General features: G+C 65.5%; 18 protein-coding genes and 3 pseudogenes. 9 read left to right on the top strand and 12 right to left on the bottom strand.

Annotated features, from left to right (window positions below):
- The 6 genes and pseudogenes from K7W41_RS20450 to K7W41_RS20475 all read left to right on the top strand — a co-directional run.
- Positions 1-283 (top strand): annotated as a pseudogene (locus K7W41_RS20450) (hypothetical protein); the annotation flags it as partial.
- Positions 280-935, top strand: a pseudogene (locus K7W41_RS20455) (DsbA family protein). The pseudogenes K7W41_RS20450 and K7W41_RS20455, both read left to right, overlap by 4 nt.
- A gap of 186 nt (positions 936-1,121) precedes the next feature.
- On the top strand, positions 1,122-1,730 hold the full coding sequence (locus K7W41_RS20460) for a M23 family metallopeptidase (RefSeq protein ID WP_224612172.1): 609 nt from the start codon (positions 1,122-1,124) through the stop codon (positions 1,728-1,730).
- Between the two features lie 27 nt (positions 1,731-1,757).
- Positions 1,758-3,227, top strand: a complete 1,470-nt coding sequence (gene lnt, locus K7W41_RS20465) for an apolipoprotein N-acyltransferase (RefSeq protein ID WP_224612174.1) — start codon at positions 1,758-1,760, stop codon at positions 3,225-3,227.
- A 255-nt stretch (positions 3,228-3,482) separates the two neighbouring features.
- Entirely contained in the window at positions 3,483-4,034 is a 552-nt protein-coding gene (locus K7W41_RS20470; RefSeq protein WP_224612176.1) for a TlpA family protein disulfide reductase, read from the top strand.
- A pseudogene (locus K7W41_RS20475) lies at positions 4,025-4,267 on the top strand (cytochrome c-type biogenesis protein CcmH); the annotation flags it as partial. The gene K7W41_RS20470 and the pseudogene K7W41_RS20475, both read left to right, overlap by 10 nt.
- Positions 4,268-4,308: 41 nt before the next feature.
- On the opposite strand, the gene K7W41_RS20480 reads toward K7W41_RS20475, so the two are convergent.
- The 7 genes from K7W41_RS20480 to K7W41_RS20510 are packed head-to-tail and all read right to left on the bottom strand — an operon-like array spanning position 4,309 to position 8,587.
- A complete protein-coding gene (locus K7W41_RS20480) occupies positions 4,309-5,502 on the bottom strand; it encodes an MFS transporter (protein ID WP_224612177.1) in 1,194 nt (397 codons plus the stop codon).
- Positions 5,502-6,053, bottom strand: a complete 552-nt coding sequence (locus K7W41_RS20485) for a DUF6428 family protein (RefSeq protein WP_224612178.1) — start codon at positions 6,051-6,053, stop codon at positions 5,502-5,504. Before K7W41_RS20485 ends, K7W41_RS20480 begins: the two co-directional genes overlap by 1 nt.
- A 46-nt stretch (positions 6,054-6,099) precedes the next feature.
- Positions 6,100-6,258, bottom strand: coding sequence for a hypothetical protein (locus K7W41_RS20490; protein ID WP_224612179.1), 159 nt, complete (start codon positions 6,256-6,258; stop codon positions 6,100-6,102).
- Complete coding sequence (locus K7W41_RS20495; protein WP_224612180.1) at positions 6,255-6,581, bottom strand: ArsR/SmtB family transcription factor; 327 nt, start codon at positions 6,579-6,581, stop codon at positions 6,255-6,257. The genes K7W41_RS20490 and K7W41_RS20495 overlap by 4 nt, the downstream gene beginning before the upstream one ends.
- Positions 6,582-6,639: 58 nt before the next feature.
- A complete protein-coding gene (locus K7W41_RS20500; protein WP_224612181.1) occupies positions 6,640-7,683 on the bottom strand; it encodes an FAD-dependent oxidoreductase in 1,044 nt (347 codons plus the stop codon).
- Entirely contained in the window at positions 7,680-8,126 is a 447-nt protein-coding gene (gene arsN2, locus K7W41_RS20505; RefSeq protein WP_224612182.1) for an arsenic resistance N-acetyltransferase ArsN2, read from the bottom strand. Before arsN2 ends, K7W41_RS20500 begins: the two co-directional genes overlap by 4 nt.
- Positions 8,123-8,587 carry a MarR family winged helix-turn-helix transcriptional regulator gene (locus tag K7W41_RS20510; protein WP_224612183.1) on the bottom strand — a complete coding sequence of 155 codons (465 nt, stop codon included), beginning with the start codon at positions 8,585-8,587 and terminating at the stop codon, positions 8,123-8,125. Before K7W41_RS20510 ends, arsN2 begins: the two co-directional genes overlap by 4 nt.
- A gap of 90 nt (positions 8,588-8,677) precedes the next feature.
- On the opposite strand from K7W41_RS20510, the gene K7W41_RS20515 reads away from it, so the two are divergent.
- The 3 genes from K7W41_RS20515 to K7W41_RS20525 all read left to right on the top strand — a co-directional run bounded on the left by K7W41_RS20515 (position 8,678) and on the right by K7W41_RS20525 (position 10,367).
- Positions 8,678-9,163: an arsinothricin resistance N-acetyltransferase ArsN1 family A gene (locus K7W41_RS20515; RefSeq protein WP_224612184.1), complete on the top strand. Its 486-nt coding sequence runs from the start codon at positions 8,678-8,680 to the stop codon at positions 9,161-9,163.
- 28 nt (positions 9,164-9,191) lie between these two features.
- On the top strand, positions 9,192-9,752 hold the full coding sequence (locus K7W41_RS20520; RefSeq protein WP_224612185.1) for a restriction endonuclease: 561 nt from the start codon (positions 9,192-9,194) through the stop codon (positions 9,750-9,752).
- Positions 9,753-9,842: 90 nt separating this feature from the next.
- On the top strand, positions 9,843-10,367 hold the full coding sequence (locus tag K7W41_RS20525; protein WP_224612188.1) for a hypothetical protein: 525 nt from the start codon (positions 9,843-9,845) through the stop codon (positions 10,365-10,367).
- Here the strand turns inward: K7W41_RS20525 and trxB are convergent, their stop codons facing one another.
- The 5 genes from trxB to K7W41_RS20550 are packed head-to-tail and all read right to left on the bottom strand — an operon-like array spanning position 10,368 to position 13,623.
- Entirely contained in the window at positions 10,368-11,333 is a 966-nt protein-coding gene (trxB, locus tag K7W41_RS20530; RefSeq protein WP_224612190.1) for a thioredoxin-disulfide reductase, read from the bottom strand.
- Positions 11,330-12,049, bottom strand: coding sequence for a metallophosphoesterase family protein (locus tag K7W41_RS20535; protein ID WP_224612192.1), 720 nt, complete (start codon positions 12,047-12,049; stop codon positions 11,330-11,332). Before K7W41_RS20535 ends, trxB begins: the two co-directional genes overlap by 4 nt.
- Positions 12,046-12,477, bottom strand: coding sequence for an arsenate reductase ArsC (locus K7W41_RS20540; RefSeq protein WP_224612193.1), 432 nt, complete (start codon positions 12,475-12,477; stop codon positions 12,046-12,048). The genes K7W41_RS20535 and K7W41_RS20540 overlap by 4 nt, the downstream gene beginning before the upstream one ends.
- Positions 12,474-13,160 (bottom strand): MIP/aquaporin family protein, encoded by a 687-nt coding sequence (locus K7W41_RS20545; protein ID WP_224612194.1) that lies wholly within the window; start codon positions 13,158-13,160, stop codon positions 12,474-12,476. The genes K7W41_RS20540 and K7W41_RS20545 overlap by 4 nt, the downstream gene beginning before the upstream one ends.
- A gap of 1 nt (position 13,161) precedes the next feature.
- On the bottom strand, positions 13,162-13,623 hold the full coding sequence (locus K7W41_RS20550) for an arsenate reductase ArsC (protein ID WP_224612195.1): 462 nt from the start codon (positions 13,621-13,623) through the stop codon (positions 13,162-13,164).

Raw genomic sequence — 13,623 nt, forward strand, 5'->3', positions numbered from 1 at the left:
CCCGCTTGTCTTCGTGCTGCTGGTCAGTCTGCTCACGCAGGACACGCGCCTGCGCGCCTACAGTCTGCCGCTCTCGGTCACGGGGCTACTGATTGCCGCATACCACAACCTGCTGTACTACGGGGTCATTCCCGAGGGCCTGACCCAGTGCGCGGCAGGCGTGTCCTGCACGGCCCGGCAACTCGAATGGCTGGGGTTCATCACGATTCCGCTGCTCAGCCTGACGGCCTTCACCGTCATCACCCTCAGTCTGCTGCTCTCCCCACCCCGAGGTCAATCATGACCCCATCCATCAAAAAGGCCCCCGTCCTCCTGCTGGTCCTGGGCGCGCTCGCCGTCCTGGCCACAGTGCTGGTCCTGAGCCTCGCCAACCGCGCGGCCCCACAGGCCGCCCTGCCCGCCGACGCCCGTGAACGCCTCATCCGCGCCGACAGTCCGGCCCTGGGCCCGACTGACGCCAACGTCACCATCGTGGAATTCTTCGACCCGGAATGCGAAGCCTGCCGGGCGATAGAACCGGATCTGATGAGGCTGCTGGAGAAGTACGACGGTCAGGTGCGTCTGGTCGCGCGCTATTTTCCGCTGCAAGTCATTCCGTCCTCGCCGCGGGTCTGATTGAGGCCGCCGCCCAGGAAGATGAAGCCAAACGTTGGCGCGCCCGGGACTACCTGTTCACCAAGCAAAGCGAGTGGGGCGAGCAGCAGACCCCACAGACGAGCAAGTTTCTGGACTACGCCGCAAATCTGGGGCTTGATCGCGGGCAGGTGCAGCGCAGCCTGGATTCAACAGAGGTTCGGGACCTGGTCGAACGCGACCGGCTAGACGGGCTGGCCCTCGGGGTCAGTGGCACGCCTACCTTCTTCGTCAATGGCCAGCGGCTTGAGCAGCTCAGCGTACAGGCGCTGGAAGCGGCCATTCAGCAGGGATTGGGGTAACGGCTGAGGTCCCGACAAGCTGCGCAGAGACGAAGCCCCAACTGGGGCCTCGTCTCATGAACGGCTGCACGCTAGCCCACGGGCTGTGGAGCGAAGCAGCCAAAGCAACAGCCACTTCCATGCGTGTGATCTATGAATCCCTGCTCATCCTTTGGTCCGAGACACTTGATACATTCACGCCGTCTTATGCGCATTCACATGTTTGGCGCGGCGCTCATGGCGGCTGCCTTGATCTCTCTGGCTTCGGCCGCCAGCATCACCGTCAAAGCGGGCGACACCCTGTCCAACCTCGCGGCGCGCCACGGCACCACGGTCACGGTCCTGCTCCAGGTCAATCCAGGTGTGCGTGCCAACCAGCTCCGGGTTGGCCAGAAGCTGACGCTGCCCACCCGGCCGGCTTCAACACCTGGGGTGACCGTCCGCGCCGCCTCGGTGCGTGTCAGCGCGGTGCCGCCCGTTCAGGGCCGCCTGACCACGCCTTTTAATGCCCAGCATGGTGGCCTGGATCTGGCGGCCCCGACCGGCACGCCCATCCGCGCGGCCATGGCCGGCTCCGTCAAGAGCGCGGTCTTTGATGCCCGCAACGGATGGGGCTGGACGGTCGTGCTGGAGCATGCCGGCGGCCTGACCACCCGATACAGTCACAACAGCGTCAATCTGGTGCGCCCGGGCCAGCAGGTGGCCACGGGACAGGTCATTGCGCGCGTGGGCAGCACCGGCAACAGCACCGGTCCTCATCTGGATTTCCGCGTGTATCAGGCGGGCATTCCCGTGAACCCGTACGGTCTTTTTTAAATCTGAACAGATGTGAAAGGAGAGAGGATGCGTTCCTGGCCCGCCCCAGTTCGCTGTCTCTGGCGTTCCGATGTTGCTTGGGCGGCGCTGGGTGGCGTGCTCGGTCTGGTGTTTCTCGTCTCGGCCCTGAGCTGGCTTGCCCCCTTGCCCCTGGCCCTGCTCTTCCGTGAGATCACGCGGCGCACCCCCGCCGACACGTTCAAACTCACCTGGCTCTTCGGCGCCGGGTTCTTCGCCGCCCACCTGTTGTGGCTGCCCAGCAGCCTTTCGGGCTTCCTGGGTCCGGGTGCGGTCATCCTGAGTGCCCTGCTGATCGCCACGCTGGCCAGCCTGTGGGGGCTCACCGCCGCCCTGACCCGCCGGCTCCTGGGGCCCGCGACGCTGTGGGGCTTGCCCCTGGCCTGGACTGTGATGGACGCGCTGCGCGCCACCGGCCCATTCGGGTTCACCTGGGGCAGCCTGGGTTACGCCTGGGCGCCGACGCCCCTGGTGCAGGTGGCGGACCTGGGGGGGATTGCCCTGGTGGGGCTGCTGGTGGCTTTGAGTGCGGCCGCCCTGGTGTCGGGGCGGTCGGGACGAAGCGCAGTGCTGGGAGCGGTGCTGCTGGCCGCGGGCTACGGGCTGACCCGCCCATCCCCACCTGAAGGCACACAGCAGGTCCTGCTGGTCCAGGGCAACATTGATCCCCGGCTGAAAGCAGCGGGTTGCCGCACGGAAGAACTGACGCACTACCTGAATCTGACGGCCGCTGGCCTGCGCGCCGCGCCCGCCACCCTGGTCGTCTGGCCGGAGACGGCGGCGCCGCAGGCCCCCACCACGGCGCCTGTCCGCCGCGCGCTCACCGCCGTGCCGGTGCCCTTGCTCCTGGGTGCCCCCACCCAGGACGCCGGCCTGCGCAACAGCGTGTACGCGGTGCAGGCGGGACAGGCTGTGGGCCGCCAGGACAAACGGCGCCTGGTGCCCTTCGGGGAATTTTTTCCGGCCCGCGCCGCCCTGGACGGTGTGTACCGCGTGGTGTTCGCGGGGCTGGGCCTCCCGCCCTTGACCGGCACCGTGCCCGGCACCACCACGCAGCCCCTGGCCCTGGGCACCCTCCGGGCCGGCATCCTGATCTGTTACGAATCCACCTTTCCAGCGGTGGCCCGCGCCCTGGTGACCCAGGGGGCTAATCTGCTGGTGACGGCGTCAAACGACGCCTGGTTTGGCCCGTCAACGGGCGCGGAGCAGCATTTCCAGATGGGCCGCGTGCGCGCCATCGAGACCCGGCGCTGGTGGGTGCGGGCCGGCAACGACGGCATCAGCGCGGCCGTCAATCCGCAGGGCCAGGTGATCGCCCGCTTTCCCCGTGGTGTGGCGGGCGCCTTCACCGCGCCGTACGGCCTGGCTGAAACCCGCACCCTGTTTGTTCGCTGGGGTGACTGGGTGCCCCTTCTGGCCGGCACCGTCCTGGGGCTGGTGTGGGCCCGCCAGCGCTGGCTGATACCGACTCCGACCTGAATCGTTTGCCAAAACGGTGAAATCCGAGCGGTGCGAGAGGGAGAGAAACGGGTTTCGGGCGTGGAGTTGGCACCTCGGTTCTGTGCCGAGGTGGAGGCGTTACAGACGGAATCTGTCTGACTTGGGCTGTCGCTTGACCCCTCCCAGAGGCAGCTGTCCTTGGCCGCCGCACACACCCGTCATAGGATGTATGTATGAATATATTTGCAGACATATGTTTGAGGAGGCGTTGTGGGCCTTGTCAGGAGAAGCGACATGTCGGGTAGGGCGCTGGCCAATTGGCGCCGCTGGCTGCCGCCGGTGGTGGCGGCCGTGCTGGTGACTGCCCTGATGGCCGCCTTGCTGCGCCCGGGCCGTTCGGGCCTGGCCGGAAGCCCCCTGCTGGGCAAGCCCGCCCCCGCGTTTACCCTGCGCAGCCTGGACGGCGGCGACGTTCAGCTGGCCAGCCTGAAGGGCCGCCCCGTCGTGGTGAATTTCTGGGCTTCCTGGTGTGTGCCATGCCGCGACGAAGCGCCGCTGCTGCGTTCGCTGAGTGAAACGCAGAGTGACCAGGGTCTCGCCGTTTTGGGGATCTCGTTTCAGGAGCCAGCGTTGCAAAATGCCCGGAACTTCATTCGGGAGTACGCCCTGGCCTACCCCAGCTTGATTGATCCGGGCGCCCGCACGGCCATCAATTATGGGGTCAGCGGTGTTCCGGAGACGTTTTTCATCGACCGGCAGGGCGTTGTCCGCAGTGCAGACCGGGGCGGACTCACCGCAGCCCGGCTGAGTGAAGGGTTGAGCCGCATTGGCATCAAATGGCCGTGAGGCGAACCGCCGCCGCGCTCCTGACCAGCGTCACGCTGCCGGTTGCGGCAGCCCTCACGCCCGCACAGGAAGCGCAGGCTCGCCAGATCGGGGCAGGGCTGCGCTGTCCAACGTGCACCGGCCTGCCCATCACCGAGAGCGGCGACGCCTTGAGCATTCAGATGCGGCGCGAGGTGCGCGATCAGGTCAAAGCGGGCCAGAGTGAGCGCGATAATGACAACTCGGTGGCGTCGCGACACGGCAGCGCCGCACGGCTGATACGGAGTCCGTCGGTTTATTCCAGGAGGCCAGCTTCGGCGACTCCATGTTGTGTCCCGTTCCTTGCGGCGGCGCGGCCGACGAACCAACACGCGATGCACCCCAGAGCGCCCAACAGCATCAAGGACAAGCCATACCCTGAGGTCCAGGTGAACAGGCTGCCCATCATCAGCGGCGTCAGCGCCTGCGCCAGATTGACGGGCCGGGCCAGCCACCCGTTCACCGCCCCGTACACGCCCGCCGGATACCCGCGGACCAGCAACTCGGACCGGGCCAGCGTCAGGGCCCCACTGGCCAGCCCGAACAGCACCACGCCTGTGACCTTCACCCCACTGTGCACACTCAGCAGCAGCCATGCCCCGAGGGCCAACCCACCCAGCAGCCCCACGGTCAGCGGCGCCGGTCCCACCCACTTCACACAGGGAATGAACAGCACCCGTCCGGGCAGGGCACTCAGGCCCAGCAGTCCAGTCAATGCGGCGGCCTCTCCCGGGCTGTAGCCCGATGCCAGGAGCAGCGGCGCGAGTTGCAGGCCCACGCCCACCGTGACGATCCGGGCCAGCGTCAGCCCGGCGGCCAACTGCAGGGCGGCGGGGTCAGGCGTGAACGACGCAGGGCTTCGCACCCTCCTGGCCTGGCCATGCTCTGGGATCACCCGCCACACCAGCGCCGCCATGACCAGCAGCAGGCCAGCCAATCCCAGCAGGGTGACCCGAAGCCCTGCACCCTGCAACAACACCGTCGTGAGCGGCACGAAGATCGTGCTGGCCAGTCCAGCGACCAAGGTGACCGTGAGGGTGGCCCGGGTCCGGAAGGCCTCTGAGACCTGCTGCCCCAAGACGGTGAACACCGCCTCGTAGAAAGTCAGGGTCATGGCGAGCCCAGCGAGCAGCCACCCCAACAGGAACAGCAGGTAGTGGTCCGTCAGGCTCAGCAGAAGAAAGGCCACGGCGCCACTCAGGGCACCCCCACTCAGGAGCCGACGTCCACCCTGGCGGTCCAGCCCGCGGCCCACTGTCGGGGCCAGACATGCGCTCACCAGCAGCGCGCCGGTGAACGCCAGGCTGGTCTGCACCCGGGTCCAGCCGTAAGCCTGTTCCGTGGCGACCGCCAGCAGTGGCTGGGCGTAATACAGCGCGCCGTAACTCACCGTGCATAAAAGTGCCAGCGTCCACACGACCGGACGCGTGGACGCTGAGGGGGCCATCATCAGCCCAGCGAAATGGGAGCCTGAGGGGCGCAGCAGCCGGAGTCCGGTGAGCAGCCATCGGCCGTCGCCTCGGCCGGTGCACCGCAGCTGTCACCCGCCTTGCACTGCACGCCAGGGGTCCGCAGGTGCACCGTGATCTGTTCAGACGCAATATCAACGTGCGTCACGTGGTACTGCATCGCCGGGGTGGTGGTGTTCCCGTACTCAAAGCGCACTTCGGCTTCCGCACGCACCGGAATATGCTTCACCACGCGGTCATAGATGGCCAGGAATTTCCGGTTCGTCATGAATCCGGCCTTGGCCTCTTCCGCACTGCCATCCATCAGTTGAATGATCGTCTCACGCCAGGCGTTGGCTTTACCGCCGCAGTCCATCGCTTCGATGGTCACGGCTTTGACTTCCGTGACGTGGTATCCAGCGGGCACCAGGACTTCGCCGTGGAGATGGAATTGCAGCGGCCGCTGGGGCAAGGTCCGCAGCGTAGCGATCAGTGCTTCGGTGTTGGTGTGTTCGCTCAGGCCGGGGATGGGGGCAGTCAAGGTCTGGGTCATGGCAGGTCTCCTTATCGATGTTCTTCGATGCGTTAAGGCAAAAAAATCAGCAGGTGGTGCAGGTTGGGGCGGCTGGTGTAACGAATTTGGGCAGTTGAGGCCACTTGAACGGCTGAGCCAGATGCGCGCAGCGCTGCCGCCCCGCTTCCCGGAGGAGGTGCTGGTGATGTTCGCGGGCCAGGAATTCGAGCGTGATGGGGTTCATACGGCCTCCTTCTGGGGCTGGGGCACCGCGGCGAGCAAGGTCTCCAGGGCGGTGCGGGCGATGAACATGCCCTGCGCACTGAGGGTGTAGTACGTCCATTTGCCGCGCTTCTCGGACTCGACCAGACCAGCCTCCACGAGCAGCTTCATGTGGTGGCTGGTGGTGGGCTGGGTCAGGCCGAGCAGCTGCTGGACGTCGCAGGTACAGACGCCCTGCCCGGTGGAGCAGCAGCCGGCGTCCACGGTCGCCAGGAAGTGCAGAGCCCGGAGACGGTGCACGTCCCCTAACGCTTTGAACACAGTTGCTGTTCCATCGAAGTCCATGGATGTAATCTACAGAACGCATAGAAGAATGTCAATGGGAGAGTGATGCACCTCTGCCTTACCTCACCAGATGCCGCACCACCACGGCTGCGTCCTGCCCCGCACCGCGCAACGTCGCTGACGCGAGCGCCCGCTGTCCACTCAGCCCCACGAAGTACAGGCCACTCACCGTGCGGCTCACCCCCAGCCGCTGCACCGGTTCGCCCTGCCGGTCCAGCGCCCCCGTGCCGCGCAGGAAGTCCAGATTCGCCCGGTACCCGGTGGCAAAGATCACTGCATCCACCCGCTCTTCCTGACCATCCGGCCACACGACACCACCGGCCGTGAAGCGCGTGAACATCCGCCGCTCGTCCAGTTTTCCCCGGCGGAAGGCGGCACGGTAGACACCTGGATCGAAGACATGCCGGGGGGACGGCAGCCGCCGGAGGTGTCCTAAGGTCAGCTGATCCACCCGCGCCCAGGTGATCCAGTCATGCACGTCACGTCCCAGAGGCCGCTGCGGCGTGAACTGCACCCGCGTCCGGTTGGCCAGGGTGACGCGGGCGACTTCAGTCAGTTCCACCGCGATCTGCACCGCCGAGTTTCCCGCGCCCACCACCAACACCCGCTGCCCCACGAAGGGCGACGGTTCCTGGTACGCCAGCGAGTGCAGCACTTGCCCCCCAAACGTCTCTCTGCCTGGAACCTCGGGCATGAACGGGCGGCGAAAGGTACCTGTGGCGGCCACGACGGCACGTGCACAGAAGATGCGCCCATCCGCACTCAGGACCCGAAACTCTTCCCCATCAGGCAGCACCTGCGCCACCTCGGCCCCGGTCACGATGGGAAACTGGAAATGGGCGGCATAGGCCTCTAAGTAGGCCACGACCTCATTCCGCGTGGGATATCGCTCTGGGTCTCCAGAAAAAGGCCAGCCGGGCAGTGAGGCATGCCGGGCCGGGGAAAACAGCTTCAGGCTCGCGTAATGCTGCGGCCACGCCCCCACTGGCCTTTGACCGGCTTCCAGCACCTGGAACCGCAGACCGTGACCCTGCAGGTGGTACGCCGTGGCCAGGCCAGCCTGCCCCGCCCCGATGACCAGCACATCCAGTCGCGTGGTCATGACAGGCCCCCTTGAGGGAGCGCCAGGTGCAGGACCACAGCGGAGGCAGGACATCCCCCTTGAAGCTGAGACGACGCCTGGAGGGCGGCTGGGAGCTTGTCGCGCGTGACCGGCGTAAAGCCGAGCTTGGGAAAGAAGGCTGCTGCGGTGGTGGTGAGCAGTGCCAGGGTCTCCAGCCCCGCCGCCGTCGCCCGCTCGATCATCTCCCGCGTTAAGGCCTGTCCCAGACCCCTCCCCTGTTGATCGGCGCGCACCGCCACCGAGCGCAGCAACCCGTGAGGGCCGTACCGTTCCAGGCCTGCCACCCCCAGCACCTCGTTCCCCTGTACCGCTAGCACGAAGTCAGGGAAATGGGGCTGCACACCCGCCAGAGACAGATCAGCCGCGATCAGAAGGTTTTCAACCACCGGCAGATCGGTCGCCGTGGCTTCACGGAAGGTCACGAGGCCGCGCATGGTCCCCCATCCTCAGCGGCACAGGCGCATTCGGCCTCCAGCGCGTCGGCCAGCAGTTCCAGGGCCCGCAGCACACTGGCCTGCTCATTGGGTGGGATACGCCCCAGCAGGCGAGCAGACTGGTGGCCCAGTTCTGTATTCAGGCGGCGGACCTGCGCCTGACCTTCCTGCGTCAGGGTGAGCACCACGACCCGCCGGTCGGTCTGCCCTGGTTGCTTGTCGATCAGGCCCTCCCGAACCAGTTCATCCACGTTGCGGCTCATCCAGGCTTTGTCGGCGCCCAACTGGCGGCCGAGAGTGGCGAGCGTCAGGGGCCCGGCCCGGCCGAGGATGGTGAGGATCTGGCAGCGGGTCAGGCTATGAAGGCCGCAGCACTGCGCGGTGTGCTGCTGGAGGCTGGTGTGCAGCCGGGTGATGCGGCGCAGCAGGTCGCTGGGGTCCTGGGTCATCCTCGCTCCTTTCGTTGCACTTGACAACGATCTACAGAAACCGTACTTCTGAAGGGAAGTCATTGTCAACGTCAACGACCTGGAGGCCCTATGACCCTGCACTGCCCCCGCCCCGCCACCCCGGCCGACGCCGCCGACATCGCCCGCATTTACACCCAGGGCATCGAAGACCGCAGCAGCACCTTTGAGACCCGGCCCCGCACCGCTGCAGACATCCAGAGCTGGTTTGACGGAACCCATCCGATCATCGTGGTGGAACGGAATGGACAGGTCACCGCGTTCGCCAGCACCAGCCTCTATCGGCCCCGCGACTGCTACGCCGGCATTGCCGAGTTCAGTGTGTACGTGGACCGCGCCGCGCGGGGCACTGGCGCCGGGAAGGCCGCCATGCAGGCCCTGATCGCTGCCGCCCAGGATACCGGGTACTGGAAACTGCTCTCCAGGGTCTTCCCGGAGAACACCGCGAGCCGAACGTTGCTGGTCTCACTGGGCTTCCGTGAGGTGGGCACCTATGAGAAGCATGGCCGGTTGGAGGGGATCTGGAAAGACGTGGTGATCGTCGAGAAGCTGCTCTGAACTGTGGCGGCCTGTGGTGGAATACCGCATGGCCCGCACCACCCGAACATTGAACCCCCTGCACTTTGAGGACCTGGAGCCCCACCGCTTTGAGGATCTGGTGCGCCAACTCGCCTACGAGTACCGGCCCTGGGCCAGCATCGAGGCGACGGGGCGGGGCGGCGCGGATGATGGCATCGACATCCGCGCGTTCGAGCAGAACCGCATGTCCCCGACTGAGGAGACAGACGAGGAAGATCTGCCGCCCCCCGTAGCCGCTGGGCGGCTATGGATCATTCAATGCAAACGCGAGAAACGCATCGGGCCCACGCAGGTGAAGCGCTATGTCGAGGAGAGCGTGCAGGGCCCGGACGTCCCGTACGGCTTCATCCTCGCGGCCGCCTGTGACTTCAGCAAGAAAGCCTATGACGCCTTCCGCTTGGCCCTGATCGGGACAGGTGTGCAGGAGTTCCAGATCTGGGGCAAGGCCGAGCTGGAGGACATGTTGTTCCAACCCAAGAATGATCACCTGCTGTTTGCGTATTTTGGGATCAGTTTGCAGGTCAAGAAACGGACCCGTCAGACCAAACTTCGCAGTCTCCTGGCTTAACGCAAGCGCATTCAGAATGCCTTTGAAACCGAGCGGTGGGACATCAATAAGGACATTCTTCTCGTGGATGCTGGCTCTAAAGACTATCCAGTGATTCCCGATATCGAGGCATTTCAATCAGCGCCGGAATGGGGCGTCTTCAAGCTCAAATATATCTATCCCCAGCATTACCTGGTCTTGGAGCGTCAGCGGCAACTGGCCTACGCCAACTTTGAGACTGGTGAATGGGATGTGCTGGAAGAGAGTCAGGTGACGGTCACTCGGGAGCGTGTTTTCGGCATGCCCCGTCCATCCACCGATCCCTTTGCCGAACCACGACAGCAAGCCTGGGAGGCCTTCGTCCCCTCACGGCACCACGCCGAACTGATAACCCCGGACATCGTTCATCTCCGAGATCTTGTGGCTCTTGCAGAACGCGGCGACGCCATCCACCATCTTCCCATTTTGTATATCGAACCTGCGGCGCCCGGCGAACTGACAGCCCGTGGCGATATCCAATTCCTTGAGACGCCGACTGGACGCCTTGACCTCAGGCGCATTCGAGCCGACCCCGAGAAACGCATTCCCTTCTTCAAAGACTTCCAACTTGAGGAAGGAGATACGCCAGACGCCTGATCAGTCGGCGGCGGTCTCGGCTTCGACTTCCAGGGCGGCCAGGGCGCGCTCGGCGCTCATGGCGGCGCGGGTGCCGGCGCCCACGCTGGTGCCCAGCTGGCGGTAGATGTAGTCGCTGACGTCCCCGGCCGCAAACAGCATGGGCACGCTGGTGTAAATCTCGTCGGTCACGTCCACGTAGCCGTCGGGACGCAGCTTCACAGTGTCCTGCACGAACCCGGTGTTCGGCACGTGCCCGATAAAGATGAACACGCCGTCGGTCGCCATGTCCTGCACTTCGCCGGTCTTGAGGTTCTTCAGGCGCACGCCCGTCACGGTGTCGTCGCCCTGAATCTCCTCGACTGCCGTGTCCCAGATGAACTTCATCTTGTGGTTGGCAAACGCGCGGGCCTGGGCCACCTTGTTGGCGCGCAGCGAGTCGCGGCGATGAATCAGGGTGACCTCGGCGGCAAACTTGGTCAGGAACAGGCCTTCTTCCACGGCCGCGTCGCCGCCGCCCACCACGACCACCTTCTTGCCCCGGTAAAAGAAGCCGTCGCAGGTGGCGCAGGTGCTCACACCCTTGCCCCAGAAGTGCTCTTCTCCGGGCACGTACAGGCGCTTGGGGTTGGCGCCCGTGGCCAGAATCACGGCCTTGGCGCGGTAGGTGCCGCTGTAGCCGGTGACTGTAAAGGGGTACTCGTGCGCCTGATCATCGTCACTGCGGACAATGGCCTGCACCTCGTCCATTTCAATGACGCCGCCGAACTTCTCGGCCTGCTGCTGCATGCGGCTGGCCAGCTCCATGCCGCTGATGGGTTCGGGAAAGCCGGGGTAGTTCTCGACTTCCTCGGTCTGGGCGATCTGGCCGCCGGGCAGACCTTTTTCCAGAATCAGGGTACTCAGGCTGGCGCGGCCGGTGTAGATCGCAGCGGTCAGGCCGGCGGGGCCGCCGCCGACGATAACCACGTCGTAGTGCTGGGTCATTTTGAGTCCTTTCCGTTGCGGAGCTGCGCCGCTTCTTTTGCGCCGTGATACGCGTGTTGCTCAGCCCATTGAGCCGCCGCCTCAATGTTGTAGGGCACACGCCGGAAGGTGACGTTCCATGCGCCCCCTTCACCCTCCAGCAGCACCCAGCGGGCGAGGGGCGAGCCGTCTTTCTGCCGGGAGACCGCACCCGCGTTCACCACGGTCAAGGCACCAATCTGGCGAAGATGTTCCAGGTGGGAGTGGCCCACGATGACGACGCGGGCATTCCCGGTGTTGCTCAGCCGTTCCTGCACCAAGTCGTCATGTGCCCAGGCGTTGCCGTCGCGCAGCAGGTAGGTCCAGGCGGAGTCTGGGGTCCCGTGGGCGGCCAGGACTTGACCGTCGGCCAAGGAGACGGAGGTGGGCAGGCCAGCCACGTACGCTCCAGCGCTTTCGGGGAGCTGCTCATGGAGCCAGGCCAGCATCTCGCGCTTCTCGGTGGTGTCGGTCAACGGCTGGCCCAGCCGCTCGTCGGTGTTGCCCCGCACCTCCAGGACACCGTACTCGGCCTTCAGGTGCTGCTGGAGCTGCCACGCGCCAGCGGGGTCCGCGCCGCCGAACAGCTGATCCCCCAGGTTGACCCAGGCGTCCGGCTGGTGGGCCTTGATGTCCTGCGCGACGGCCTCCAGCGCAAAGCGGTTGCCGTGCACGTCGCCAAAGACGGCAATCTTCATGCGCGCTCCGCGACCCAGGCCTGCACGCGGGCGTCAATCTCATCCCGCACGCGGCGGAACACCTGCAGGCGCTCGTCTTCAGTGCCTGTGGCCGCAGCTGGATCATCGAACGCCCACGACAATCGGTAGGTCGCGTTCGGGAAGATCGGGCAATTTGCTTCTGCACGGTCGCAGACGGTGATCACGTAGGTGAAGTGCTCCGCGATCAGGGGGCGCACACCCTTGGCCTGGAGGTGCTCCGTTGGAAAGCCCTGCTCTTTGAGGACCTGCACCGTGAGGGGGTTCACCTCACCCGGTTCCAGGCCAGCAGAGGTGACCTGATACCGGTCGCCCCCGTGGTGTTCAAGCAGCACCTGGGCCATCTGGGACCGGGCGGTGTTGCCGGTGCAGAGGAAGAGCACGCGGATGGGGCGGGGGGCGTAGGTCATGCGACTTCTCCTTCCGGAACGAATTCCTGAGCGGTGCGGGGCTGGGTTTCGATGGGTTCTGTAAGGGCCAGGAGGTGGTTCGCGGCGACAGCCAGAGCAGCGCCGATAAGCGGAGCGACCCAGTACAGCCAGTGGGCAGTCCAGATGCCGCTGGCCAGCGCCGGGCCAAAGGAGCGCGCGGGGTTCATGCTCGCGCCCGTGATGGGGCCACCCATGGCGGCCTCCAGAGCCACAACGCCACCGACGACCCAAGGCAATCCCGACCGCAGGGCGACCAGGAGCAGGAAGAAGGTCAGGATCAGTTCCAGAACGAACGCCTGCATAACGCTGCCAGCCGGCACGGTGACACCCAGATTGCCCGTCATGCCGAACAGAGCGAGCAGGACGAAGGCCGCCAGAGTCGCCCCGATCAATTGGGCAACCACGTAAGGCAGCACGCGCGCTTTCGGAAACTTTCCAGCCAAGGTCAGCGCAAACGTGGCTGCCGGATTGATATGCGCGCCGCTGATCGGCGCCAGGGCGGCAATGACCGCCGTCACCGTGAGACCGAAGACAGCAGCCACGCCCAAGTGCCCTAACGCCCCCGTCTGCGCTTGAACGACGGCTGCACCAGGTCCGAAGAACACCAAGGCAAAGGTGCCCAAGCCTTCAGCAGTCACAGCGCGGGACAGAGGCACCGTCATCTCAGACCACCGTCACGGCAGGGCTGTCTTCGTAGGTGGGGGGCGCGTCCTGGCCATCGTTCAGAGCCTGCACGAAGGCATCGAACTGGACTTTGAGCTGGTCGCGTACGGTGCGCCAGCGGTCCAGGCTGCCGCCACTGGGGTCCGTGAACGGGTAGTGACGCCGGTTGGTTTTGCCGGGGTACACCGGGCACGCTTCAGCGGCACTGTCACAAACGGTGACGACGTAGTCGAAGTTCTGTGCGTCAGGCACATCCCAGAGGGTCTTGCTGATATGGATCGACAGGTCAATGCCCAGTTCGGCCATCACGGTTTTAGCGTCATCTTTGATCCGCGTGGCTTCGGTTCCGGCGGAATGCACCTCCAGGTCCACGCCCAGGCGCCGGGCCGCGTCACGGGTGAGGGCTTCGGCCATTTGGGAGCGGGCGGAATTGTGGGTGCAGAGAATCAGGACACGGGGCAC

Origin of the sequence: Deinococcus multiflagellatus (assembly GCF_020166415.1) — a bacterium.
GTDB classification, from domain to species: Bacteria; Deinococcota; Deinococci; order Deinococcales; family Deinococcaceae; genus Deinococcus; species Deinococcus multiflagellatus.

What these genes read in the sequence shown, in the direction of transcription:
- trxB (WP_224612190.1), bottom strand. Translation starts at nt 11,333, where the DNA reads ATGACCCAGCACTACGACGTGGTTATCGTCGGCGGCGGCCCCGCCGGC.
- K7W41_RS20480 (WP_224612177.1), bottom strand. Translation starts at nt 5,502, where the DNA reads ATGATGGCCCCCTCAGCGTCCACGCGTCCGGTCGTGTGGACGCTGGCA.
- K7W41_RS20515 (WP_224612184.1), top strand. Translation starts at nt 8,678, where the DNA reads ATGACCCTGCACTGCCCCCGCCCCGCCACCCCGGCCGACGCCGCCGAC.
- K7W41_RS20500 (WP_224612181.1), bottom strand. Translation starts at nt 7,683, where the DNA reads ATGACCACGCGACTGGATGTGCTGGTCATCGGGGCGGGGCAGGCTGGC.
- K7W41_RS20460 (WP_224612172.1), top strand. Translation starts at nt 1,122, where the DNA reads ATGCGCATTCACATGTTTGGCGCGGCGCTCATGGCGGCTGCCTTGATC.
- K7W41_RS20495 (WP_224612180.1), bottom strand. Translation starts at nt 6,581, where the DNA reads ATGGACTTCGATGGAACAGCAACTGTGTTCAAAGCGTTAGGGGACGTG.
- lnt (WP_224612174.1), top strand. Translation starts at nt 1,758, where the DNA reads ATGCGTTCCTGGCCCGCCCCAGTTCGCTGTCTCTGGCGTTCCGATGTT.
- K7W41_RS20490 (WP_224612179.1), bottom strand. Translation starts at nt 6,258, where the DNA reads ATGAACCCCATCACGCTCGAATTCCTGGCCCGCGAACATCACCAGCAC.
- K7W41_RS20545 (WP_224612194.1), bottom strand. Translation starts at nt 13,160, where the DNA reads ATGACGGTGCCTCTGTCCCGCGCTGTGACTGCTGAAGGCTTGGGCACC.
- K7W41_RS20510 (WP_224612183.1), bottom strand. Translation starts at nt 8,587, where the DNA reads ATGACCCAGGACCCCAGCGACCTGCTGCGCCGCATCACCCGGCTGCAC.
- K7W41_RS20485 (WP_224612178.1), bottom strand. Translation starts at nt 6,053, where the DNA reads ATGACCCAGACCTTGACTGCCCCCATCCCCGGCCTGAGCGAACACACC.
- K7W41_RS20470 (WP_224612176.1), top strand. Translation starts at nt 3,483, where the DNA reads ATGTCGGGTAGGGCGCTGGCCAATTGGCGCCGCTGGCTGCCGCCGGTG.
- K7W41_RS20540 (WP_224612193.1), bottom strand. Translation starts at nt 12,477, where the DNA reads ATGACCTACGCCCCCCGCCCCATCCGCGTGCTCTTCCTCTGCACCGGC.
- K7W41_RS20520 (WP_224612185.1), top strand. Translation starts at nt 9,192, where the DNA reads ATGGCCCGCACCACCCGAACATTGAACCCCCTGCACTTTGAGGACCTG.
- K7W41_RS20535 (WP_224612192.1), bottom strand. Translation starts at nt 12,049, where the DNA reads ATGAAGATTGCCGTCTTTGGCGACGTGCACGGCAACCGCTTTGCGCTG.